Source organism: Diaphorobacter sp. HDW4B (assembly GCF_011305535.1).
GTDB lineage: Bacteria > Pseudomonadota > Gammaproteobacteria > Burkholderiales > Burkholderiaceae_C > Diaphorobacter_A.
Genome location: NZ_CP049905.1, coordinates 4,049,543 through 4,072,895, shown reverse-complemented (window position 1 = coordinate 4,072,895; position 23,353 = coordinate 4,049,543). Strand labels below are relative to the sequence as shown.

Here is a 23,353-nt window from a genome sequence, read left to right as displayed (position 1 = left end):
TGATCAATCCTCCGCTGACAAAGATTATCTGCGCAAAACCTGCCGCAAATTCATTCTGAAAGCCCAGAGTGCTCCGAAGTACACCACCATAGAACCAATCAGCATTGCAGCCAGTAGGCCAACACGCCACATTGCATGAGCGCGCAGCGCAATCCAGTCGAAGTGCTGATTGCCCCACCACAGAAAAATCGCCAGCAGCGCGCTGGCCGCCAGCGTCTGCAGGAAGAACTTGCGCCAGCCCGGCAGCGGCTTGAAGCTGCCGCGACGCAGCAACCCGATCAGCAGCCAGGTCGCATTGACCAGCGCCCCAAGGCCAATCGACAGTGCCAGCCCGGCGTGAGCGAGCTTGGGAACCAGCACAAGGTTCAGCAACTGAGTGATCACCAACACCGCCATGGCAATCTTCACCGGCGTGCGGATGTTCTGCGCGGCGTAGTAACCCGGTGCCAGCACCTTCACTGCCACCAGCCCCAACAGGCCAATGCCATAGCCCTGCAACGCAATGGTGATCTGCTGCACATCGCGATCGGTCAGCGCGCCATGATGGAACAGCGTGGCCACCAGCGGCTTGGCGAAGAACAGCAGGCCGATGGCGCAAGGCATGCTCAGCAGCACGACGATGCGCAGCCCCCAGTCGAGCATGCCCGAATAGCGCTCGGAGTCCCCGCTCGCCTTGGCAATCGCCAGTTGCGAAGTGAGCACCACCCCCAGCGCCACGCCGAGCAGCGCCGTGGGGAATTCCATGAGACGGTCGGCATAGAACAGCCAGGTCACGCTGCCCTGCTCCAGATACGAAGCGATCTGCGTGTTGATCATCAGCGAGATCTGCGCCACGCCCACGCCCAGCAAGGCCGGCCCCATGAGCTTGAGAATGCGGTGCACGCCCGGATCGGCAAATGCGGCACGAATGGCTTTGGTGCTCACGCCGATGCGCGGCATCAGCCCAAGCTTCATCAGCGCGGGTATCTGCACGGCGAGCTGCAGCACGCCGCCGATCATCACGCCACCCACCATCGCGTAAATCGGCTCGATGCCATGCTTGGCAAACAGCGGCGCACCGATCACGGCAGCGGCGATCATGCTCACATTGAGCAGCACCGGCGTGAGCGCCGACACGGCAAACCGCCGCCAAGTGTTGAGCACCCCAGCCGACAGCGCGACCAGCGACATGAAGCCGATGTAGGGGAACATCCAGCGCGTCATCAGCACGGCAGCGTCCATGCCGCCCGGCGACGTGCGCAGGCCGCTGGCCAGCAGCCAGACCAGAATCGGCGCACCGACCACGCCCAGAATGCAGGTGACAAGCAGCGCCCAGAACAGCACCGTCGCCACATCGCTGATCAACGTGCGCGTGGATTCATCCCCATGCTGCGCCTTGTGCGTGGCCAGCACCGGCACAAACGCCTGGCTGAACGCCCCTTCGGCAAACAGCCGCCGGAACAGATTGGGAATGCGGAACGCGACATTGAACGCGTCGGTCAGAACGTTGGCTCCAAACATGGAGGCCATCAGAAGATCGCGCACCAGCCCCAGCACTCGGGAGGCAAGCGTCAGCAACGAAACGGTGGAGGCGGCTTTGAACAGTGACACGGGGGGCAGTGTATGCGGTCGTGGGGGTGGGTTTCGGAGATTTTCATCTCCGAGCCTTTGTTGGAAAACTCTGCTGACAATTTATCAGCTTGCTTTTGGTTGGCTGGCTACCTGCGAGGCTGGGTGCTTTTTGTTTTTGGGCCTGTCAGGTGGTTGCTTACGGATGCCGGGAATTCCGCCCGGCGGCGGAGTAACTTTTCGCTAGCGCGCGAAAAGTCACCAAAAGCGCGCTTGAAATGCGGGGGCACGCGGCAGAACTCAGCTTCGCGCCAAAGGCGCTCCGTTCGGGCAACCGCCGCGAGTCAGAGGTTTCATAAGAGGTGTGTCACGGCACTTCGCGTTGCTCGTGCCCGTTCATCTCGCGACCTCGCGAGATGTTGGTACGCGAGTCGCACGCGGCATTTTTGGATCGCTCTTCGTTCCCGTCTCCTGGAGCGAGCCTACGAAGCGAAGTGGGCCGTCGAGTTGGAAGCCCCAACGCCAAGACAGCCCCTCAGGCTAGGCGTGAAGCCGCAGACAGTATGTCGATACGGCAAGGCTTCCACAACGACGCATGAGGGGCTGTATTGGCGCCCCAAAACGACCAGCGCCCCAAGCCAATCCAAGCAAAAAGAAATTCAGGCTATAATGCTCGGCTTTGCTGACATCATCCTCGAACACAAGGAATACATACCATGGCATCTAAGCCAAAGAAAAAGAACCCCCGTCTGGCGTCCGGCCGTAAGCGCGCACGCCAGAACGTCAAACTGAACACAGCAAACACATCGCTGCGTTCGAAGTACCGTACCGCTGTCAAGAACGTCGAAAAGGCTGTTCTGGCTGGCGACAAAACCAAGGCAACTGAATTGTTCGCCAAGGCTCAATCCGTGCTGGACACGATCGCCGACAAGGGCATCTTCCACAAGAACAAGGCAGCTCGCGACAAGAGCCGTCTGTCCGCCAAGGTCAAGGCCCTGGCAACAGCAGCCGCCTGACTCTCTTCAGGCAAACAGCCCGGGTGATTGTCCTCAACAGATAATTGCCCGCCGTTTGTACCGGGTGCGCTGTCAGCAAGCAAAACGAAGAAACCGCCGAAAGGCGGTTTTTTTGTGGGCGCTCTCAAAATGAACAAAGTGAAAGGTGACTGGATCGTCGCCACCCTCCACCCCTCCTCACATCAGCGGTAGACCTTGAAGCGCAGGTCGTCGGCGATGAAGGTTTTCTCGCCAAATGGCGCTTCGTTCGAGCCGAAAGGCATCTGGGCGCGCAGCTTCCACGATGCAGGAATGTTCCATGTCGTGGCGACTTGTTCGTCGATCACCGGCGAGTAGTGCTGCAGGCTGGCACCGATGCCCGCATCGGCCAGCGCAGTCCACACCGCGTATTGCGCCATGCCCGAGGAATGCTCGGAGAACATCGGGAACTTGTCGGCGTACAGGGCAAAATCGGCCTGCAGCTTCTTGATGACATCTTCGTCTTCAAAGAACAGCACCGAGCCCGCGCCCGCAGCAAAGCCGTCCATCTTGGCGTCGGTCTTCACGAACGCATCGGCAGGCACCATCAGGCGCAGAACTTCACGGGTGATGTTCCACAGCTTTTCGTGTTGCGCGCCGAACAGCACCACCACACGGGAACTCTGCGAATTGAACGAAGAAGGTGCCTGGCGCACGGCCTCCAGAATCAGCGCTTCGACTTGCGCTTCGGAGATGGGCAGCTTCTTGCCGAGGGCGTATTGCGTGCGGCGCTTGGTGAACAGGTTGATGGCTGTGCTGGTCATGAAATCGGAATCCCTTTTCTTGCTTGGTGAACCACCCACACCTTCGGATGGTTTGCAACAAGTCTATTGCGACCGCAGCCAGCCAGCAGACAAGCGGGCCTCAAATACCAAGCATCCATAGGGACGCATCGCGCGACGTCGAGCAGCATTGATTGAAAGGTGCTTGCGTCCGCCGCTGCACGAGCAAATTGACCGGAGCGGATTGGAGCCACTCGAAAAAGAAAAAGGCCTGAGATTCAGGCCTTTGGATCGGGAAGCAAGCAGGCTTCCGCTATTTGCAGATCGTTGTCTTTGGCGAAGTTCAGCGCGAAGTCCCACGCCATGGGTTCGAACTTCTGCAGCTCGCGGTTGACGATCACGCACTTCACGCCGTTCATGCTGGTGGGAACGCACCATGGCGAGTAGCTCAAATGGCTGCCGGGACTGACGCCACCGGGGCGAAACTGGCTCATCACACCGGCCAGACGCTCAGCCCAGTCGCTGGGCCGGAAGGTTTTCCCGTCTTGGGTGATACCTTGAATAAAGACTTCTTTTGCGTCGGAAGAGACCATCGGTGAGGCGTCGTAATTATGGAGTCATGGCATCGTGCGCCACGATGTGAATTCTAACTCTTATATAAGAGACAAGACTGAATGGCCTTGCAAAGCCCGTTTGCAATGAATTTGATGCATCATCTGATGCGATTTGCACATAACGCAGCACCAAGCTGGTGTCTGTCCTCGGACACTGTTGCAAAAAGCCCAAACGCTGCACGCGTCCTTGGCGCATGACAGTGATGCGGAATACTCAACGAAGGTGACACGCACAGCCTCTAAAATTGCATTTCGTTGTGCTGGCAAAGGATAGTGATAGATAGTGCCAGCTTTGTGTTTCCCAGCAATGTCAGGAGATTTCCGCATGACCGCTTTTGTCGAGGCAGCCTCGCCCCACGTGATGAACACCTATGGCCGCGTTCCAATCGCTCTGGAACGAGGACAAGGCGTGCGACTGTGGGACGTGAACGGCAAGGAATACCTCGACGGGCTGGCTGGCATCGCCGTGAACACGCTCGGCCACAACCACCCCAAGTTCGTGCCCGCGCTGCAGGACCAGGTGGCCAAGCTGATCCACACCTCAAACTACTACCACGTGCTCGGTCAGGAAGTGCTGGCCAAGCTGGTGGTCGAGCGCGCCAAGATGGACAACGTGTTCTTCTGCAGCACAGGTCTGGAAGCCAACGAAGCCGCGATCAAGATCGCCCGCAAGTATGGCGTGGACAAGGGCATCGAAAAGCCCGTGATCGTGGTCTATGAGCACGCCTTCCACGGCCGCTCCATCGCCACCATGACAGCCACCGGCAACCCCAAGGTGCGCGAAGGCTTCGGCCCGCTGCTCGAAGGTTTTCTGCGTGTGCCGGTCAACGACATCGAGGCGCTCAAGAAGGCCACCGAAGGCAACCCGAACATCGTCGCCGTGATGATGGAACCCATTCAGGGCGAAGGCGGTCTGCACCCCATGCGCGCCGAATACATGAAGCAAGTGCGCGCGCTGTGCGATGCCAACGAATGGCTGATGATCGTTGACGAAATTCAGGCCGGCATGGGCCGCACCGGCAAGTGGTTTGCCCACCAGTGGGCCGAGATCGTGCCGGACGTGATGTCGCTGGCCAAGGGTCTGGGCTCGGGCGTGCCGATCGGTGCCGTCGTCGCTCGCGGCAAGGCGGCCACCGTGCTGCAGCCGGGCAACCACGGCACGACCTTCGGCGGCAACCCACTCGCCATGCGCGCAGGCATCGAGACCATCCGCATCATGGAAGAGGACAAGCTGCTGCAGAACGCCGCCGACGTGGGCGAGTATCTGAAAGCTGCGCTCAAGACCGCCTTCGCCGGTGAAAAGGGCGTGGTGGACATTCGCGGTCAGGGCCTGATGATCGGCGTGGAACTCGACCGTCCCTGCGGCGCACTGATCGGACGCGGCGCAGAAGAAGCCGCCCTGCTGTTCTCGGTGACCGCCGACAGCGTGATCCGCCTCGTGCCTGCGCTGATTCTGTCGCGCGCCGAAGCCGATGAAATCGTGGCGCGCCTCGCCCCGCTGGTCAAGAAGTTCCTCTCGGAAGGAGCCCCCAAATAATGAAGCATTACCTGCAGTTCTCTGATTTCACCGCGGACGAGTACAACTACCTGTTCTCGCGCGCTGCCATCATCAAGGGCAAGTTCAAGAGCTACGAGAAGTACCACCCGCTGCTCGACCGCACGCTGGCGATGATCTTCGAGAAGGCCAGCACGCGCACGCGTGTGAGCTTCGAGGCCGGCATGTACCAGCTCGGCGGCAGCGTGGTGCATCTGACCACGGGCGACAGCCAGCTCGGCCGTTCCGAGCCGATCGACGACAGCGCCAAGGTCATCAGCCGCATGACCGATCTGGTGATGATCCGCACGTTCGAGCAAAGCAAGATCGAGCTGTTCGCCGCCAACTCGCGCGTGCCCGTCATCAACGGCCTGACCAACGAGTTCCACCCTTGCCAGATTCTGGCCGACATCTTCACCTTCATCGAGCACCGCGGCTCAATCACGGGCAAGACGGTCACCTGGGTGGGCGACGGCAACAACATGGCCAACACCTGGCTGCAGGCCGCTGAACTGCTGGACTTCACCGTCCACGTCAGCACGCCCAGCGGCTACGAGGTCGACGAGAAGCTCGCCTTCGGCGGCCGCAAGCCACGCGAAGGCTGCTACAAGGTCTTCGCCGATCCGATGGAAGCCTGCAAGGGCGCCGACCTCGTCACCACCGACGTGTGGACCAGCATGGGCTACGAAGCCGAGAACGAAAAGCGCATGAAGGCGTTTGCCGACTGGTGCGTCGATTCCGACATGATGGCCGCCGCGAAGCCCGACGCCCTCTTCATGCACTGCCTGCCCGCCCACCGCGGCGAGGAAGTCATGGCCGACGTGATCGATGGTCCGCAGTCCGTCGTCTGGGATGAAGCGGAAAACCGCATGCACGCGCAAAAAGCGCTGATGGAATACCTGCTGCTGGGCCGCCTCACGGCCTGATCGCACGCGACCATCGCACCATCATCAAAAGCCTGCACGCCTTGCGCTGCAGGCTTTTTCTTTGCCCGTTGCGCACACGGCACCAACACATCGAACGGCAATAACGAATAACTCATGCGCATGCGCTGCCATGGGCCAAAAGAAAACGGCGCAACCTGCTCATCGCACGTTGCGCCGTCTCTGGCGTTCAAACAAGCTCAGCCGCTCAGTGCTGATCACCCATGTGGTTGCGGATGTTTCCGTGCAGCGTCACGGGCTTGCTGTCCGAGAACTCGCTGCCCGACGTACCGCATGATTTGGCAGCGCCTGGTGTGCTGTCGCAACTGCTGCAACCGCTGCCGCAACCTGACACCTGCGCGAGCTTCGGGTTGATCCTGCCCAGCGGATTGCGCCATTTCTGCGGCATGTAGCGCCACAGCACGTAGAGCACCGCCGCCACGACGATGAGCCCCACAACCAATGATTGAGTCATTCGACTAACCTCCAATCAACACAGAACGACGGCATGCAGGCGGGGATGCATCAACCCCAGCCCAATGCCACCGCGCCGTGATACACGATAAAGCAGGCGATGTAGGCCAGCCCGAACAGGTAGGCTGCCATGATCGCCACGTATTTCCAGCTGTTGGTCTCGCGGCGCACGGTGGCCAGCGTGGCCAGACATTGCGGGGCGAAAATGAACCAGGTCAGCAGCGACAGCGCCGTGGCCAACGACCACTGGCTTGCGATCAGCGGGCCGAGCTGGGCGGCGGTATCGTCGCCCGATGCGGACAGCGCGTACACCGTACCCAGTGCGCTCACCGCCACTTCACGCGCGGCCATGCCGGGCACCAGCGCAATGCAGATCTGCCAGTTGAAACCGATCGGCGCAAACACCAGCGCCATCGCTTCGCCGATGCGGCCAGCCAGGCTGTAGGTGATCGCGGGTTCCGTCGCGCCATCGGGAGCACCGGGGAACGAGGACAGGAACCACAGCACGATGGTCAGCGCCAGAATGATGCCGCCCACGCGCTTCAGGAAGATCACCGCGCGTTCGTACAAGCCCAGAATCAGGCTGCGGATGCTGGGCCAGCGATACGCGGGCAGCTCCATCATCAGCGCGGCACGGCCTTGGCGCACACCGAAGCGCTTGGCGACATAGGCCACCGCCATGGCGCTCACGATGCCGGCAATGTAGAGACCGAACAGCACCAGACCCTGCAGATTGAAAATCCCGCCAATCGTGCGCTCGGGAATGAACGCGCCGATCAGCAGCGCATACACCGGCAGTCGCGCCGAGCAGGTCATCAGCGGCGCAATCATGATGGTCACCAGACGGTCACGCCAACTTGGAATCGAGCGCGCGGCCATCACGCCGGGAATCGCGCAGGCGAAGCTGGAGAGCAGCGGAATGAACGAACGGCCCGACAGCCCCACTGTGCCCATCACGCGATCCAGCAGGAACGCGGCGCGCGGCAGGTAGCCCGAATCTTCCAGCACCAGAATGAAGAAGAACAGGATCAGAATCTGCGGCAGGAACACGATCACGCCACCGGCACCGGCAATCACGCCATCGGCCAGCAGACTGCGCAGCGGGCCATCGGCCATGTGTCCGTTCAGCCATTCGGCGGTCGATGCGGTGGTCGCGTCGATGAAGTCCATCGGCACCGCCGCCCACGCAAACACGGCCTGGAAAATCAGGAACAGCAAAGCCGCCAGCAGCACCAAGCCCCACACGGGGTGCAGCACGATGGCGTCGATCTTGTCGTCACGCGCGAGTTGCACCGCAGGCGCTTTCACGGCCAGATCGAGAATGCGGCGCACCTCGTCATGGAGATCGAGCACGCGTTGCTGCGCATCGCCCTTGAACTCTTCCTTCTTCGCGGGAATGGCTTTTTTCAGCTGATCGGCATCGATCCACTTGAGCAGTTCCTGCGCGCCATCGGCCTTGACCGCAACGGTGGAAATCACCGGCACGCCCAGCTCGCGCGACAGCACGGCTTCGTCGATCTGGATGCCCTGCTTTCTGGCCATGTCGCTCATGTTGAGCACCAGCACCATCGGCAGGCCGAGATTGCGCGCTTCCAGCACCAGGCGCAGATTCAGTCGCAGGTGGGTCGCATCGGTCACACAGGCCACCAGCTCGGGCAACGGCTCGCCCGCACGACGACCGAGCAGCACATCGCGCGTGACGGCTTCGTCCATGCTCTGCGCGTGCAGGCTATAGGCGCCCGGCAGGTCGAGCATGCGCACGCGCTTGCCGCCCGGCGTGGTGAACCAGCCTTCCTTGCGCTCCACGGTCACGCCCGCGTAGTTCGCCACCTTCTGGCGCGCGCCGGTCATCAAGTTGAAAAGTGCCGTCTTGCCGCAGTTGGGATTGCCCAGCAGCGCCACATGCAGCGCGCCGCCGCCGGAAGCCTGTGGTTGATTGCTTGCGCTGTTCGTCATTGAGTTCTTGCCCTCTTGTCCTGCTTGTTCGTTGTGGTCTTCTTCATGACGTCACAACTTGGCTGGCTGCACCAGCACAAACACGGCCTCGTCGCGGCGCAGCGCGAACGTGGCCTGCCCCACGCGAATCGCCAGCGGATCGGCACCGGGAAAGCCTGTGGCCAGCACACGCACCATTTCACCGGGCAGAAAACCGATCTCCATGAGACGCAGCACAAGCGACTGTTCCTGCTCGCTGCTTGCGGGCTTGAGGCTCACGACGATGGCATCCCGATGGCGCTCAAGCGCATCCAGAGCGATGGCGGCAGAAGTCGCCAAACCGCTGGAAAGTGGCTGTCCGCTTGATTCTTGTGGCTGTACTCGCATGTCTTCTTGAAGGGTCCTGAATGGTTTTAATTCTCATTCTAAAAGAGAGCGGCTCAGAAAGGGGCTTTTTAGGCCAGTGCCCCTTCACTGCACATCGGTAGTGCATGCGTTGGTTGCGTTGCGCGGGACCTCTTGCCGAGCTGTCGCCGCACCTTCGCCCCGTTGCCGCAATCTCTGGATTCAGGGTCAACTATTGAATGCGCCCCGAGCGCGGGCACTCCCTAGAATCTCCCGAACCAACCCACTCTGTTTGTGCCGCGTGTCGGCTGAGAGTCCGCGCCGACCGTCGTCGTCGCGCCCGCCAGGCACGCTCCTGCACATTCAGGAGACCCCATGCCACGATTCCCTCTTTTTTCCTTGCTGCTTGCCACATCGCTTGGCACGCAGATCGCACAGGCCGCCCCCAACCTCAGCCCACAGGACGTGGCTGCGCTGGCCGCGTCCTGCGCCAGTTGTCACGGCCCGGATGGCCGCTCGGGCAGCGAGATCCCTTCGCTGCGCGGCTCGCAGGCAGCCCATCTCACGCAGCGCATGCTCGATTTCAAGGCCGGCAAGGCGGCTGACGCCACCGTGATGACGCGCCTGATGAAAGGCTACGCAGACGAGGAGATCCACGCGCTCGCCGACTGGTTTGCAGCTTCTTCGGCAACCCACAAGGAGAAGCGTTGATGACGATGATCCAGCGCCGCACCCTCCTCTCGCAAGCCTTGGCAGGCGCAGCCACCGTGGCTGCGCCCGGCCTCGTGCGCGCCCAGGCCGCATCTGCGCATGTCGTCATCGTCGGCGGCGGTTTTGGCGGAGCCACCGCTGCGCGCTATCTGCGCCGCTACGCACCGGACCTGCGCATCACGTTGGTGGAGCCCGAACAGCGTTTCTACACCTGCCCGTTTTCCAATCTCTACCTCGCCGGTCTGCGGACATGGGAGAGCATCGGCCACGGCTTTGATGACCTGCGCGCGGCAGGCATCAACATCATCCACGCGCGCGCCGACGACGTGGATGCATCGGCACGCACGGTGCGCCTGTCGAACGGCCAGACGCTGACATGGGATCGCCTTGTGCTCTCGCCCGGCGTGGACATGCGCTGGAACGCATTGCAAGGCTATGACGAAGCCGCCGCACAAAAAGCCCCGCACGCATGGAAAGCCGGCCCGCAAACGCTGCTGCTGCGCAAGCAGATGGAGGCGATGGAGGACGGCGGCACCTTCGTGATGACGATTCCCGACAACCCGTTCCGCTGCCCACCCGGCCCCTATGAACGCGCGGCGATGGTGGCGCACTACTTCAAACAGTACAAACCCAGATCGAAAATTCTGCTGCTGGACGCCAAGGACAACTTCTCGAAAAAGAGCCTGTTCCAGCAAGGCTGGAAAGCGCTCTACGGTGACATGATCGAATGGGTGGGCCTCGCCGATGACGGCCTCGTCACGCGCATCGACGCAGACAAGCTGGAGGTGGAAACCAACTTCGGCACGCGCCACAAGGCCCATGTGCTCAACGTGATTCCGCCACAAAAGGCAGGCTTCATCGCCGAGCGCGCAGGCGTTGCCGATGCCAGCGGCTGGGTGCCGATCAAGGCAGAAACCTTCGAGTCCAAGCTCGTCAAAAACATCCACGTGCTGGGCGATGCGACGATTGCCGCGCCCATGCCCAAGTCCGGCTTTGCGGCCAACACGCAGGGCAAAATCGCGGCAGCGGCCATCGCCACCGAACTGGTCAGCAGGCCACTGCCACAAGCCGTCTACGCCAACACCTGCTACAGCCTGGTCGGCACCGACTACGGCATCTCGGTTGCAGGCGTTTACCGCGCGAAGGAAGGCAAGCTGATCGAAGTTCCCGACTCCGGCGGCGTGAGTCCAATGGACGCCAACGCCACCTTCCGAGCCGCCGAGGCACGTTACGGTGCGGCCTGGTATTCCGCCATCAGCGCAGACATCTGGGGACACTGATGACATTGCTTTGGGCTGGTTTTCTGATCGGCTGCGTGTTCGGTGCAGCAGCGCGTCTCGGACGTTTTTGTCTGCTGCGCGGACTGCGCCAATCGCTGGGTCTGGACAACGATCAGCGCAGCGGCGCACCCGCGTTGCAAGCCTTTGCGTTGGCATTGGCCGTGGCGCTGCTCGCATCGCAGTGGCTCGCGTTCAACAAGCAGATCGATCTGACCACGGCACAAGTCGTGCGCAGCAGTTTTTCGTGGCCCGCCGTATTGTTCGGGGGGCTGCTTTTCGGCTGCGGCATGACGCTCGCCCGCAGTTGCGGAGCGCGTTCGCTCGTGCTGCTGGCAGGCGGCAATCTGCGCTCGCTCGTCACACTGCTGTGCCTGGGGCTGGCTGCGCAAGCCACGCTCACGGGCGTGCTTGCGCCAGTGCGTCAGTCGCTGGTGAGCACCGGAGCCCTCTCGCTGGAGCACGCCACATTGCCCGCGCGTCTGCTCGTCCATGGCCTGTCACCCGTGGCGACTCTGGTGATCGCCACAGGTCTGCCCGTGATCGCATTGCTGGCCTACGCGCTCTGGAAACCCGAGCTGCGCAAGAGCGCATCGCAATGGACCGCCGCCCTCGTCATCGGTGCCTTGGTGGCCGCATGCTGGTGGGTCACTTCGTACTTCAACTTCGAATCGTTCGAGCCCGTGCCGCTCACCTCGCTGAGCTTCATCGGGCCGGTGGCAGAAGGTCTGCTGTATTTGCAAACCGCCGTGGGCCGTGAATTGGCCTTCGGTCCCGCCATGGTCGTGGGCACGCTGGTGGGCGCGTTCGCGATGGCGCAAATCACGCGCACCGCACGCTGGGAAGGTTTCGACAGCCCTTCGCGCATGATCGCATCGGCCATGGGCGGACTGCTCATGGGCTTTGGCGGCGTGCTGGCCGTGGGCTGCACCATCGGCCAAGGGCTCAGCGGACTGTCCACGCTTGCGTTCGCCAGCCTGCCCGCCGTCACCGGCATCGTGGTGGGCGCGCTCGCAACGCTCCCGTTTCAAACCAGACATTCAGACTAAATCCCGCTCAACTCAGGAGGACTTCAAAAATGAAACGTCGCAATTTCCTCATCACTCCATCGGCGCTTGCGCTGGGTGCCGCCGCTGCCGCACCGGGCCTTGCCATGGCCGCGCCCAGCATCATCACGCCGCAATCGCGCATCCTGCCGCGCGAAGGCAAGGGCCCGCGCATCGTGATCTGCGGCGGTGGCTGGGGCGGGATGACCGCTGCACGCTATCTGCGCGAGCTGATTCCCAACTCCGACGTCATCCTGCTGGAGCGCAACCCGACGTTCTGGTCCGGCCCCATGAGCAACAAGTGGCTGATCGACGTGGTGAACACCGACTTCGTGAACCACGACATGCTGCGCCCCGCCAACAAGTACGGCTACAAGCTGCTGCAGTGCGAAGTCAACGGTTTCGAGCGCGACAAGAAACTGGTGCGCACCTCGCTCGGCGTGATCGACTACGACTACCTGATTCTCTCGGGCGGCATCCGCAACGACTACGAAGCCTGGTTCGGCAACGACCAACGCGCCATCGACTACACGCGCAAGCACTTCCCCAACGCCTACATTCCCAATCAGGAAATGTTCGCGCTCAAGCAGAAGGTCAAAGACTTCAAGGGCGGCACACTGGTGATGACGCTGCCCCCGCCACCGCACCGCTGCCCGCCCTCGCCCTACGAGCGCGCCTGCCTGATCGCCTGGCACATCAAGAAGAACAAGATCCCCGGCAAGATCCTCATCCTCGATCCCAAGCCGAAGATCGCGCCCATCGGTGTGGGCTACAAGCAGGCCTTCGACGAGCTGTATCCCGACATCATCACGCACGTGCCCAACGCGCGCGTGCAGGAGGTCGATCCGTTCAACAAGAAGATCAAGACCGCTGCGGGCGAATTCAAATTCGACGACGCCATCCTCATGCCTCCGCATCAGGCCGCAGAAATGGTCTGGCATGCCGATCTCATCGGCAAGACACCCGATGGCAAGCCCACCGGCTGGGCCGACATGCACCCGCGCCTGTTCAACGCACGCACGGACGAGAACGTCTACTTCGTGGGCGACCTGATGGGCACGATCTCCGACCAGTTCGGCCACTATCCCAAGAGCGGCCACGTGGCCAACTACATCGGCCGCATCGTGGCCAAGAACATCGCCGAGCGCGTGGCGGGCAAGGAAGTCAGCCTGCTGCTGCCCGACAACCTCTGCTACATGATGGTCAACGGCGACCCGCAGGAAGAGATTTCGGTGAAGTTCGAATACGAAGTCGATGCGACCGGCAAGGTCATCCAGACGCAGATCGACATGGACGTGCGCACGCATGATCTGGTGAAGGAAGACTTCGCCTGGGCACGCAGCAAGTTCAGCGACTTCCTGGCGATCTGATGATGAGCGCAACTACAACGCCAATCACGCGCCGCGATGTTGTGGCCGGTGTCGTTGCTGGCGGTGCAGCGCTCGCGCTGCCTGCCATTGCACAAACCGTTCCTGCCACCAAAGCGGCCTTGGTCGGCCCGCTCGCACCCAACCCTGTCGAGTTCAAGAAAGTGCTTGACGAGTTCACGCGCGGCAAGACGCCCAAGGCTGAAGGGCTGACGCTCGATGTGTCGATCCTCGCCGACAACCCGAGCGCCGTGCCGGTGAAGGTGAAGGTCGATCTGCCGATCACCGACAAGGACTGGTGCGAGGAAATCATCGTGCTGGCCGAGCTCAACCCATCGCCGCTCGCTTGCCGCGTGAAGTTCACGCAGGCCAACGGCACAGCAGAAGCCGCCGTGCGCGTGCGCCTGTCGCAAACCCAGACCATCCACGCGCTGGCCCGCATGAAAAGCGGGCAACTGCTCGCGGCCAAGCAGGCGGTCACCGTCGCGGCCAGCGGCTGCGGCATGTGACGATGACAGGAAAGGACCACGCATGAACAACGGCAAACCACCACGCATCTGGGTCAGCAATGCGACGCCGAAAAAAGGCGACGTGCTGCGCGTGCGCGCACAGATCGAGCACATCATGGAAAGCGGCCTGCGCACCGATGCCGAGGGCAAGATCCGCCCGCGCAACATCGTCACGCAGTTTGAAGCGAAGCTCGGCAACGCGCTGCTGTTTACATGGGAGCCCGGCATCAGCATCTCGCAGAATCCCTACATCGAGTTCACCTTTCTCGCGCGCGAAAGCGGCGATCTGAACTTCTTGTGGAAAGACGACACGGGCGAGACGTTGATGGCCAAAAAGCCCATCACTGTCGGCTGACAGCAAAAAATCGCAGAAGTTGAATCGGGGTGTCTGGCTCTTGCGCACGCAACGCGCGCCACACCCCGATTGCGAAATAATGGCAGCCCCCGCGAAACATCCGGCCAGCGCTGCCACCATGACCACCCTCTCCGAACACCCCTGCCTTTCCTGCGGCGCTTGCTGCGCCAGTTTTCGCGTCGATTTTTCCGTGGAGGAAACGCAGGAATGCGGCGGCAGCGTGCCCGATGGCCTGGTGGTATCCGTCACCGACTACACCGCCCGCATGCGCGGCACCGATCACGCATCGCCGCGCTGTGCCGCGCTCACCGGCACGGTGGGCGTGAAGGCATCTTGCGGTATCTACGAATGGCGGCCCTCGCCCTGCCGCGAATTCGAAGCTGGATCGGACGCTTGCAATCGCGTGCGTGCGCGGCGCGGCATGGCTGCCATCGATGGCCTGTGACGCGGCCATCGCAAAGCCAATTCAAAAGCATTCTGCGCGACGCTTCCCCAAGGGCAACAACGGATGCACCAGAGCCCATCTGCCATTAGCATCCACGCCATGAGTACCACCAACACATCACCACGCATCTGGGACATCTCCGCCCCCGTGCAAGCCTGCACGCCCGTCTTTCCCGGCGACACCGAATACTCGCAACAGTGGAACGCCACAATCTCGCCGGGCTGCCCAGTCAACGTGGCAACGATCACGCTGTCGCCCCATGTGGGCACGCATGCCGATGCGCCGCTGCATTACGACACGCAAGGCGCAACGGCCGGGCATGTGCCGCTCGACGCCTACATCGGCCCATGCCGCGTGATCCACGCGATGGGCGCGGGCCCGCTGATCCGCTGGAAAGACATTGCGCACGCCGTCGATAACCTGCCGCCGCGCGTGCTGGTTCGCACGTACCAGCGCATGCCGGTCGATCGCTGGGATGCGGAGCTGACTGCCTACGAACCCGCCACCATCGAACGTCTTGCAGACCTCGGCGTGAAGCTCATCGGCATCGACACCGCGAGCATCGATCCCGCGCCGAGCAAAACGCTCGACGCCCATCAGGTGATCTGTCGCCGCGACATGCGCGTGTTGGAAAACCTGGTGCTCGACGAGATTGCCGAAGGCGACTACGAGCTCATCGCCCTGCCCTTGAAGCTGGTGACCTCGGATGCGTCGCCCGTGCGCGCCGTGCTGCGCGAGTTGCGCGCCTGAGTCAATTAATCAGCGGAACATCACGCCAAGCACCACGTTCAGAATGGCCATCAAAGTCACGGCTGCAAGGTCGGTCCAGAGCACGGTCATCTGAACCCAGCGGCGGCTCTTCAAGGCCTCTGGCGGTGCGAGATGACAGGCCATTTCAATCTTGCCGGGCGACGCCATCAGCAGCAGCGCCGCGCTCACGTTATGCACCGCCATGAAGGGCAACATGGGCACAGCCAACGCGCGCGATATCTCGGCCTGCGTGGCGGCGAACATCGCATTCGCGCCCGTGTTGGAACCCGTCACGAAGCCGCCGAGCGCTCCCACGAACGGCGCTGCGAACAGGTACGCAACACCGCCGGCAGCCAGCGCCCGCGCCATTTCTGCCGCCATGCCCGACACGGCCATGAGCACGCCCAGCAGAATGAACAAACCCGTGACGGGCGCTACCTGCAACCACGATCGCAGGCTGCGCTGCAACACTTCCGCCGGTGGCAAGCCACGCGCGAAATACGCCGCCGCAATGAACAACCAAAGCCCCGGCGAAGCCAGCATGTGCAACGATGCGGGCAGTTGCAAGGCCTTCGATGCAAAACCCGCCACCAGCACGCCGAGCAACAGCACGGCATAGGCACACAACGCGCGTGCACCCAACGGTCCCAGTTTCGCTGAAGGCGTCACCTCCGAATCTGCCGCGCGCTTGCCGAACATTCCGCGCGACAGGAACAGCAGAATCATCACCAGCGCACCGAGCGCACCCGCCGGTGCCGTGCCCACGGTCATGTTGGCAGCAGCCACCGCCACCGTCAACACCAGTCCCGACACAGCCCCCTGCGCCACGGCACGCGTGCGTTCCCCGGCATCGCTTGCCAACCAGGCCGCCACCACGCCGGTGATCACGAATGGAATCACGCTCACATAAGCCGACGCCACGCCCAGCGCATCGAGCGGCAGACCCGCCATGGTCGCCGCGATCAGCGTGCCCGGCCCCATCGATCCCCATGGCACAGCACACAACCCCAACAATCCGATGACTGCCACCTTGCGCGCCGACAGCCCGCAATGCACCAGCAACGGAATGCCGATGGTGATGCCGATGCCAAACCCGGTCAGCGACTCCGCAAACGGCGTGACACCATGCACGACCAGCAACACCGCACCTACGCCGTTGCCGGTGTGCTTCAGAACCCATTGCGCCAGCACTTTCTGCGCGCCCGCCACACGCAACACTTCGGACAACAGCAGGCCGCCCCCCACGATCAGCAGCACTTCGATCAGCACCGGCATCCAGACGCGCACGGCCTGCATCGCAGCATCGCCACTCAGCGGAAACGCCACCGCCATGCCGATGGCCGCCAGCACCACGCCCAGCATCGCCGCATGCAGCGATCGCACGCCCGAAAACAGCGCCACAATGACCGCAACCACCGGCAGCGCACTCAAAAAAAGCTGCATTTCGCCATTCCATTGAAATTTCGTTTGCGCAAGTTTATTTGCGTATAGTAAATTCGTCAAATCATGAGCAGTCTCGATACTTCCCTCTCCTCCGCCGAACCCGACGTGCAGTTCGGCCTAGCCGTGCGCTCGCGTCGTGCACAACTGGGCATCACGCTCGATCAACTGGCCGAAGCCAGCGGCGTGTCACCCGGCGCGCTCTCGCGTGTGGAGCGCGGCCTGCTGGGTGCCAGTCTGCGCAATGCACTGGCCATTGCGCGCGGGCTGGACTGCGATCTCAGCGAACTGATCCAGCCCGAAGGCGAAGTGAAGATCACCCGCAAGGGCGAGCACCGCCGCTACCTGCACGACGATTCGGGCGTCGAGCGGCTCGCGATTGCCAACCCGGTGCCGGGCACGGCGCTGGTGCAATACAGCCTGCCGCCGGGGGCCGAATCCAACCACTTTGCCGCACACCGCGCGGGCACGCGCGAGGTGTTTCACATTCTCGATGGCAGCGTGCGCGTGTGGGCCGGACAGGAATCCATGCTGCTCCATGCGGGCGACACGGCCGCGCTGGAGATGGACACCGAGCACCGCTTTGCCAACGAAGGCCGCAAGAACGCACGCTTCATGCTGCTGGTGATTGCACCTGCGAAGTGATCCTCGACACAGCCACATCACGCCCTACAATTCCGCACCTTTTCCTTCTGCCTTTCTTCATGCATGCCACGCGTGCATGAACAAGCCGAAGCCCCATTTCACAAGAATGAAATCATCCATGCGAGACACCCCGCCAGGCCACACCGAATCCATTGTTCATGACGAGAAGGCCAAGCTCGACTTCAGCCGCGACATGAGCTATGGCGACTACCTGCATCTCGACGAAATCCTGAACGCGCAGCACCCGTTGTCGCCCGCGCATGACGAGATGCTGTTCATCGTCCAGCACCAGACCAGCGAGCTGTGGATGAAGCTCATGCTGCACGAGGTGCGCGCGGCCACCGCTGCGATTGCGGGCGGCACGCGCGCCGATGCGTTCAAGATGCTGGCGCGCGTCAGCCGCATCATGGAGCAGTTGGTCAATGCATGGAGCGTGCTCTCCACGATGACGCCGCCTGAGTACTCCGCGATGCGCCCTTACCTCGCGAATTCAAGCGGGTTTCAAAGTTACCAATATCGCTGCATCGAGTTCTCGCTGGGCAACAAGAACGCGGCCATGTTGAAGCCCCATGAACATCGCAACGATCTGCTCGCGCAGGTGCAGACTGCGTATGAATCGCCGTCGCTCTATGACGTGTCACTGCAATTGCTGGCACGCGAAGGTTTGAATGTGCCTGCCGATAGACTGCAGCGTGACTGGACTCAGCCTTATGAATACAGCGAAGGGGTGGAGGCTGCGTGGCTGGAGGTCTATCGCGATCCGCACAAGTACTGGGATCTTTATCAGCTCGGAGAGAAGCTGGCCGATATTGAAGACGCCTTTCGGTTGTGGCGGTTTCGGCATGTGACTACGATGGAGCGTGTCATCGGTTTCAAACGCGGGACCGGTGGTACGGGTGGCGTCAGCTATTTGCGCAAGATGCTGGAAGTGGTGTTGTTTCCTGAGATTTGGAGACTTCGTACTTCGCTTTGATTCTTTGCTTTTTTGGGCCGCTGCGAGGCGGTTGTTTGCGGAGGCCGGGTCTCGCCCCGGCGGGCGAGTAACTTTTTGCTTGCGCCAAAAAGTCACCAAAAATCGCTTTGAATACCTGCGGCAAAACTCACTGCGCGCCGGAGGCGCTCCGTTCAAACAGCTTGCCGCAAGTCAGTCTGGAAGAGGTGTGATTCGGCACTTCGCGTTGCTCGTGCCGGCATCTCGCGACTTCGCGAGATGCTGTTTTTACATTGCGGAGCGTTCGAAGCATTCACGCAATTGCTTGGTCCACTTCTGCTTGTCTTCGGTGCATGCAAAGCTGGCGTCAATGCTGTTGAAGGCCAACTGGTAGGCATCCTGCGCGGTCAGGTCTGGCACTTCGGCAAAGAGGCGGGTGAAGTTGGTGTTCATGTAGCCGCCGAAGTAGGCGGGGTCGTCCGAGTTCACGGTTGCCACCAAACCGGCATCCAGCAATTGCTTGATGTTGTGGTCGGCCAGTTTGGGGAACACGCACAGTTTTTCATTCGACAGCGGGCACACGGTCAGCGCGATGTGGTCTTTGGCCAGGCGCTCCATCAGCTTGGGGTCGTGCACGGCCTGCACGCCGTGGTCTATGCGTTCCACGCCGAGCACGTCGAGTGCGCTCCAGATGTAGGCTGGCGGGCCTTCTTCGCCTGCGTGTGCCACCAGGTGCAGATAGAGTTCGCGGGCTCTTGCGAATACGCGGGCGAATTTTTCCGGAGGGTGGCCGACTTCGCTGCTGTCCAAACCCACGCCCAGGAATTTGTCGCGGAATGGGAGTGCGTCTTCCAATGTTTGAAGCGCGGATTCTTCCGACAGGTGACGCAGAAAGCACAGGATCAGCGCGGAGGAAATGCCCTGCTCTTTTTCTGCATCCACGCAAGCGCGGTACAGGCCGTTGATCACGGTTTCCATGGGTACGCCGCGTTCGGTGTGGGTCTGCGGGTCGAAGAAGATTTCTGCGCGCACGACGTTGTCTTCAACAGCGCGGTTCAGGTACGCGCGGGTCATGTCGTAGAAATCCTGCTCCTTGAGCAGCACGCTGGCACCTGCATAGTAGATGTCGAGAAAGCTCTGCAGATCGCTGAAGGCGTAGGCCTTGCGCAGGGCTTCGACGCTGTCGTAGGCGAGCTTGACGCCGTTGCGCTGCGCGAGCGCGAAGATCATTTCAGGCTCCAGCGAGCCTTCGATGTGCATGTGCAGTTCGGCCTTGGGCATGGCCTTGAGGACGGCCTGCAGACGCTGGGCGTCGATTGCGGGAACCTGAAATTTCGTGGTCATGTTCAGCACACTCCAAAGGTGATGCCGCTGGCCCTCAGGTAGCGGCGATAAGCGGACGACATGCGGTCGGCTGCCGAGTGCATTTCCGCGCGTGGATCGAGCGGCAGCGCCTTGGGCAATTGTGACTCCAGAACAGGCTGGTCCTGCACAAAAATCGTGTGCTGGAATTCGCGCAGTTGCGCGTCGGTCGATTCAAAATCGGCAACGGCCAGACGGAACCACACGCGCGATGTGTCGGGCGTGATCGGACAGATGAACAGACCGATCTGCTCACGCCAGCCTTGCTTTGAAGTGCCCTCTTCCGGAATCTTGGTGAGCACTGCGGTGTAGGGAGCGGTCACTTCGTAGGTGTATTCCACTTCCGCCGCGCTGGTGGAATGCAGATTGGATTGCGGCTGCACGGCCTTGCAGCCCGTGGCGAGCACGCCGGTAGCCGTGCTCTCGACCTTGTATGCTGCCATCGCTGTGGCATCGCGGCTGCCGAGCCAGCCTTCGTGCACAAAACCAAAGTGCGACATGTCGAGGAAATTCTCGATGATGCGCGGTGCGCTCGCGGCCACATCGTAAGGACCGCAATTCACCTTGCGCAGATGCGCGTCAGCCTCGGCGGCAAACGCTGGCAGCGCTGCCGCATTAGCATTTTCAGCCTCGCCTTCCTGCAGACGCACCCAGACCAGACCGTAGGCTTCCTGCACATCGAACGACTTCACGCGTTGCGTTGCCGGCGGCACAAAGTCGGGCGCCGCAGGCACCTTCACGCATTGACCACCCGATGCGAACTGCCAGCCGTGATACGGGCATTCGAGATGACCGTTCTCCACACGCCCCATGGACAAGCGCGCGCCGCGGTGCGGGCAACGGTCGACAAAGGCCTGCACAGCACCTTCGTTGTTGCGCCACAGAACCACGGCCTGGTCGAGCAGCTTGACGGACAGCGGGGCATCTTGGAGCACCTCGTGCGACTGCGCGACGGGGTGCCAGAGGGTGTTTTCGGTCATGGGGGGGCTACCTGAAATTCTTGTGTTCCAAATACAAAAAAGCCGCCCGAGGGCGGCCTTTGGAGCGTGGCGCGATCTTACGCCAAGTGGGTGCCAACTCGCTCGCCACAGGACTTATGGCCCACTGCGGCGCTTGGCTGATTGCACCCGAACGGGGCGCAAGATGCGTGCCTCACACCATCACATACAGCTTGCGCACCTTCTCGCGAATGTCCCACACGCCGCGCGTGAAAGGCGGGAAGAACAGCGTGTCGCCAGCCTTGAATTCGATGGTGGGTTCATCATCCGAATCGGGCATGAAACTGCCCGAGCCTTCAAGGATATACATCACCTCACCGGTATCCACGGCCCGGCGGAACTGGCCTTCAGCGCATTCCCAGAACCCGGTGTCCACCTCAGGACGACCGGCAATCGCCACGTCGAGTCCACGAAGCTGGCAAGCGGGCTCGCTCAGCGGGATTGCGACAGTGCCGTTGTCTTTGAACGATGCCACGGCTGCATCGCGCGAAATAACCTGAATGCTCAAAACCTGAACTCCTTTTTTGGGGTCTGTGAAAACTGTGTTGTCGTTGTCGTTGTCGGTGCGAATGCACCATGCGATGCGCTAATCCAGTGCGCGGACCGAGTTGCTCAGCGAGCGAGCGCACGCCAGCAGCGATGGCCCCAGACGCGCCTCCGCCTCTTCCAGCGTCCAGCGGCTGGTGGGTGCGACGATATGCACCGCCGCCACTGGCCGCCCGTGGCTGCCCAGCACCGGCGCGCCGAGCGTCATGTCGCCAAGAAACAGCTCTTCGCGATTGATGGCGTAGCCGCGCTGACGTGCCTCGCGCAGGTCCTGCATCAAAGCATCTTCGTCAGTGATGGTGAAGCGCGTGTGCGTCACCCGGTCGCTCGCTCGGATAAGCGCCAGCGCCTCCTCATCGGGCAAGGCACTGAGCCACGCTCGCCCAGAGGCCGTGCAATACATGGGGATGCGGCTGCCGATCGGCATATGCACCGGAACGAACTGCGCACTGACGAAGCGCGCCACATAGACCATCTCCAGCCCATCCACTTCGGTAAGGCAGGTGGTCTCGGTGGTCGCGTTGGTCAGCTCCGAAAGATAGGGATTCGCCAGATCGATCAGCGGATTGGCGGCCAAGTAATTGAAGCCGATGCGCATCACGCGCGGCGTGAGTTGATAGCGCCGCGTCTTGGGATGCTTGCGCACGAAACCAAGGCTCTCCAGCGTGAACACCATGCGCTGCGCGGAGCTCTTGCTGATGCCCGCCGCCTCGGCCAGATCAGCCAGCGTCATGGTGCGCCGCTGCGCGCTGAATGCGCAGAGCACGGCCAGCCCCTTCTCCAGAGACTGGTTGAACAGCGGGTTCGATTCATCGTCGAGCGAGGGCGCATTGGTCATGAGCGGCGAGTTTAACTTCACATTTGAAATATCGAATATCGATACTACAAAATCTATTAGTGGTTTTTACTTATTCACTTTTGGGTGTTTGATATCGATCATTGCATGGTTCTTGCTAAGTTGCCTGCGCGACCATCACTCGGCAAGTTCGCCACGGAAGGTCGCCCCGAAACGGTGCATCCGACAGGGATCACCACCTTCCACTTCTGTCTGTTCAAGGAGTCTTCACATGCCATCCTTCATCCGCCGTTCCGCTCTTCGCCTCGCCATCGGACTCGGTGCTGCCGCCGCGTTCAACTTCGCTGCAGCACAGGGCTCCGCCCCCGCGAATCTCAACGTCGGCGCGACGGCCACCGGCATTCCGTTCACTTTCCTGGACATCAAGAGCAACAGCATTCAGGGCATGATGGTCGACACCGTGCAAGCCGTGGGCAAGGCTGGCGGCTTTCAGACGACGATTCAGCAAACCGCTTTCGCGGCACTGATCCCATCCCTCACCTCCAGCAAGATCGACGTGATTTCAGCGGCCATGCTCAAGACCGCCGCGCGTCAGCAAGTGGTGGACTTCAGCGAACCGGTCTACTCGTATGGCGAAGGCCTGATGGTCAAGGCCGACGACAACCGCAACTACCCGACACTTGACGAACTCAAAGGCGAAGTGGTCGGCGCACAGGTCGGCACCATCTTCGTGGACATGCTGCAGAAAAAAGGCATCTTCAAGGAAGTGCGCACCTACGACTCCGTGGCCGACATGTCGCGCGACCTGGCACTCGGCCGCATCAAGGCTGCCGTGGGCGATCAGCCGATCATGGTCTATCAGATCAGCCAGAAAGCCTTTCAGGGCGTGAAGATGGCCAATGGCTACAAGTCCACCAACGTGAGCGACGTCTGCCTCATCGTGCGCAAGGGCGACACCGAAACGCTGAACCGCATCAACAAGGCCATCGCCACCATCAAGGCCGACGGCACGCTGGCACAGATCACCAAGAAGTGGGGCATCTGAG

Annotated in this window: 25 protein-coding genes; 14 read left to right on the top strand and 11 right to left on the bottom strand. The window is 61.6% G+C overall.

Annotated elements, in window-relative coordinates:
* Positions 1-24: 24 nt before the first annotated feature.
* Positions 25-1,590, bottom strand: a complete 1,566-nt coding sequence (gene murJ, locus G7048_RS18555; RefSeq protein ID WP_166069573.1) for a murein biosynthesis integral membrane protein MurJ — start codon at positions 1,588-1,590, stop codon at positions 25-27.
* 674 nt (positions 1,591-2,264) lie between these two features.
* Between murJ and rpsT the strand changes: the two genes are divergently transcribed.
* Positions 2,265-2,564 carry a 30S ribosomal protein S20 gene (gene rpsT, locus G7048_RS18550; protein ID WP_166069572.1) on the top strand — a complete coding sequence of 100 codons (300 nt, stop codon included), beginning with the start codon at positions 2,265-2,267 and terminating at the stop codon, positions 2,562-2,564.
* Between the two features lie 182 nt (positions 2,565-2,746).
* Here the strand turns inward: rpsT and G7048_RS18545 are convergent, their stop codons facing one another.
* Together G7048_RS18545 and G7048_RS18540 are read right to left on the bottom strand one after the other, a co-directional pair.
* A complete protein-coding gene (locus tag G7048_RS18545; RefSeq protein ID WP_166069571.1) occupies positions 2,747-3,346 on the bottom strand; it encodes a nitroreductase family protein in 600 nt (199 codons plus the stop codon).
* A gap of 236 nt (positions 3,347-3,582) precedes the next feature.
* Entirely contained in the window at positions 3,583-3,897 is a 315-nt protein-coding gene (locus tag G7048_RS18540; protein WP_166069570.1) for a DUF3579 domain-containing protein, read from the bottom strand.
* A gap of 346 nt (positions 3,898-4,243) precedes the next feature.
* On the opposite strand from G7048_RS18540, the gene G7048_RS18535 reads away from it, so the two are divergent.
* Positions 4,244-5,455: an aspartate aminotransferase family protein gene (locus tag G7048_RS18535; RefSeq protein ID WP_166069569.1), complete on the top strand. Its 1,212-nt coding sequence runs from the start codon at positions 4,244-4,246 to the stop codon at positions 5,453-5,455.
* Positions 5,455-6,378, top strand: coding sequence for an ornithine carbamoyltransferase (gene argF, locus G7048_RS18530; RefSeq protein WP_166069568.1), 924 nt, complete (start codon positions 5,455-5,457; stop codon positions 6,376-6,378). The genes G7048_RS18535 and argF overlap by 1 nt, the downstream gene beginning before the upstream one ends.
* 205 nt (positions 6,379-6,583) lie before the next feature.
* On the opposite strand, the gene G7048_RS18525 is transcribed toward argF, so the two are convergent.
* Genes G7048_RS18525 through G7048_RS18515 form a run of 3 tightly spaced genes read right to left on the bottom strand, consistent with a single transcriptional unit; the run spans position 6,584 to position 9,171 of the window.
* Positions 6,584-6,850: a hypothetical protein gene (locus tag G7048_RS18525; RefSeq protein WP_166066186.1), complete on the bottom strand. Its 267-nt coding sequence runs from the start codon at positions 6,848-6,850 to the stop codon at positions 6,584-6,586.
* A 50-nt stretch (positions 6,851-6,900) separates the two neighbouring features.
* Entirely contained in the window at positions 6,901-8,805 is a 1,905-nt protein-coding gene (locus tag G7048_RS18520; protein ID WP_166069567.1) for a ferrous iron transporter B, read from the bottom strand.
* 51 nt (positions 8,806-8,856) lie between these two features.
* Positions 8,857-9,171: a FeoA family protein gene (locus G7048_RS18515; RefSeq protein WP_166069566.1), complete on the bottom strand. Its 315-nt coding sequence runs from the start codon at positions 9,169-9,171 to the stop codon at positions 8,857-8,859.
* Positions 9,172-9,504: 333 nt separating this feature from the next.
* On the opposite strand from G7048_RS18515, the gene G7048_RS18510 reads away from it, so the two are divergent.
* The 8 genes from G7048_RS18510 to kynB all read left to right on the top strand — a co-directional run bounded on the left by G7048_RS18510 (position 9,505) and on the right by kynB (position 15,589).
* The gene (locus G7048_RS18510; protein ID WP_166069565.1) at positions 9,505-9,840 is read left to right on the top strand and encodes a c-type cytochrome; all 336 of its coding nucleotides are present in this window, start codon (positions 9,505-9,507) and stop codon (positions 9,838-9,840) included.
* A 5-nt stretch (positions 9,841-9,845) separates the two neighbouring features.
* Positions 9,846-11,120, top strand: coding sequence for an FCSD flavin-binding domain-containing protein (locus G7048_RS18505; RefSeq protein ID WP_371747707.1), 1,275 nt, complete (start codon positions 9,846-9,848; stop codon positions 11,118-11,120).
* Entirely contained in the window at positions 11,120-12,166 is a 1,047-nt protein-coding gene (locus G7048_RS18500) for a YeeE/YedE family protein (protein ID WP_166069562.1), read from the top strand. The genes G7048_RS18505 and G7048_RS18500 overlap by 1 nt, the downstream gene beginning before the upstream one ends.
* Before the next feature lie 29 nt (positions 12,167-12,195).
* Positions 12,196-13,533: an FAD-dependent oxidoreductase gene (locus tag G7048_RS18495; protein WP_166069561.1), complete on the top strand. Its 1,338-nt coding sequence runs from the start codon at positions 12,196-12,198 to the stop codon at positions 13,531-13,533.
* Entirely contained in the window at positions 13,533-14,039 is a 507-nt protein-coding gene (locus tag G7048_RS18490) for a thiosulfate oxidation carrier protein SoxY (protein ID WP_240933029.1), read from the top strand. Before G7048_RS18495 ends, G7048_RS18490 begins: the two co-directional genes overlap by 1 nt.
* A 22-nt stretch (positions 14,040-14,061) precedes the next feature.
* Positions 14,062-14,394 carry a thiosulfate oxidation carrier complex protein SoxZ gene (soxZ, locus tag G7048_RS18485; protein WP_166069560.1) on the top strand — a complete coding sequence of 111 codons (333 nt, stop codon included), beginning with the start codon at positions 14,062-14,064 and terminating at the stop codon, positions 14,392-14,394.
* Positions 14,395-14,512: 118 nt separating this feature from the next.
* On the top strand, positions 14,513-14,839 hold the full coding sequence (locus G7048_RS18480; protein WP_166069559.1) for a YkgJ family cysteine cluster protein: 327 nt from the start codon (positions 14,513-14,515) through the stop codon (positions 14,837-14,839).
* A 99-nt stretch (positions 14,840-14,938) separates the two neighbouring features.
* The gene (kynB, locus tag G7048_RS18475) at positions 14,939-15,589 is read left to right on the top strand and encodes an arylformamidase (protein WP_166069558.1); all 651 of its coding nucleotides are present in this window, start codon (positions 14,939-14,941) and stop codon (positions 15,587-15,589) included.
* A 9-nt stretch (positions 15,590-15,598) separates the two neighbouring features.
* Here kynB and G7048_RS18470 read toward each other — a convergent pair whose 3' ends face one another.
* The gene (locus tag G7048_RS18470; protein WP_166069557.1) at positions 15,599-17,032 is read right to left on the bottom strand and encodes an L-lactate permease; all 1,434 of its coding nucleotides are present in this window, start codon (positions 17,030-17,032) and stop codon (positions 15,599-15,601) included.
* Positions 17,033-17,095: 63 nt separating this feature from the next.
* On the opposite strand from G7048_RS18470, the gene G7048_RS18465 reads away from it, so the two are divergent.
* Positions 17,096-17,674: an XRE family transcriptional regulator gene (locus G7048_RS18465; RefSeq protein ID WP_166069556.1), complete on the top strand. Its 579-nt coding sequence runs from the start codon at positions 17,096-17,098 to the stop codon at positions 17,672-17,674.
* A 118-nt stretch (positions 17,675-17,792) separates the two neighbouring features.
* Positions 17,793-18,647: a tryptophan 2,3-dioxygenase gene (kynA, locus tag G7048_RS18460; protein WP_166069555.1), complete on the top strand. Its 855-nt coding sequence runs from the start codon at positions 17,793-17,795 to the stop codon at positions 18,645-18,647.
* Between the two features lie 246 nt (positions 18,648-18,893).
* Here the strand turns inward: kynA and G7048_RS18455 are convergent, their stop codons facing one another.
* The 4 genes from G7048_RS18455 to G7048_RS18440 all read right to left on the bottom strand — a co-directional run bounded on the left by G7048_RS18455 (position 18,894) and on the right by G7048_RS18440 (position 22,349).
* Positions 18,894-19,949 (bottom strand): adenosine deaminase, encoded by a 1,056-nt coding sequence (locus tag G7048_RS18455; RefSeq protein WP_166069554.1) that lies wholly within the window; start codon positions 19,947-19,949, stop codon positions 18,894-18,896.
* 2 nt (positions 19,950-19,951) lie between these two features.
* On the bottom strand, positions 19,952-20,947 hold the full coding sequence (locus G7048_RS18450) for an aromatic ring-hydroxylating dioxygenase subunit alpha (RefSeq protein WP_166069553.1): 996 nt from the start codon (positions 20,945-20,947) through the stop codon (positions 19,952-19,954).
* Between the two features lie 172 nt (positions 20,948-21,119).
* Positions 21,120-21,473, bottom strand: coding sequence for a cupin domain-containing protein (locus G7048_RS18445; RefSeq protein WP_166069552.1), 354 nt, complete (start codon positions 21,471-21,473; stop codon positions 21,120-21,122).
* A 78-nt stretch (positions 21,474-21,551) separates the two neighbouring features.
* Positions 21,552-22,349: an IclR family transcriptional regulator gene (locus G7048_RS18440; protein ID WP_166069551.1), complete on the bottom strand. Its 798-nt coding sequence runs from the start codon at positions 22,347-22,349 to the stop codon at positions 21,552-21,554.
* Positions 22,350-22,578: 229 nt separating this feature from the next.
* Here G7048_RS18440 and G7048_RS18435 point away from each other — a divergent pair, with 229 nt between their 5' ends.
* A complete protein-coding gene (locus tag G7048_RS18435; RefSeq protein WP_166069550.1) occupies positions 22,579-23,352 on the top strand; it encodes an ABC transporter substrate-binding protein in 774 nt (257 codons plus the stop codon).
* Position 23,353: the final 1 nt, after the last annotated feature.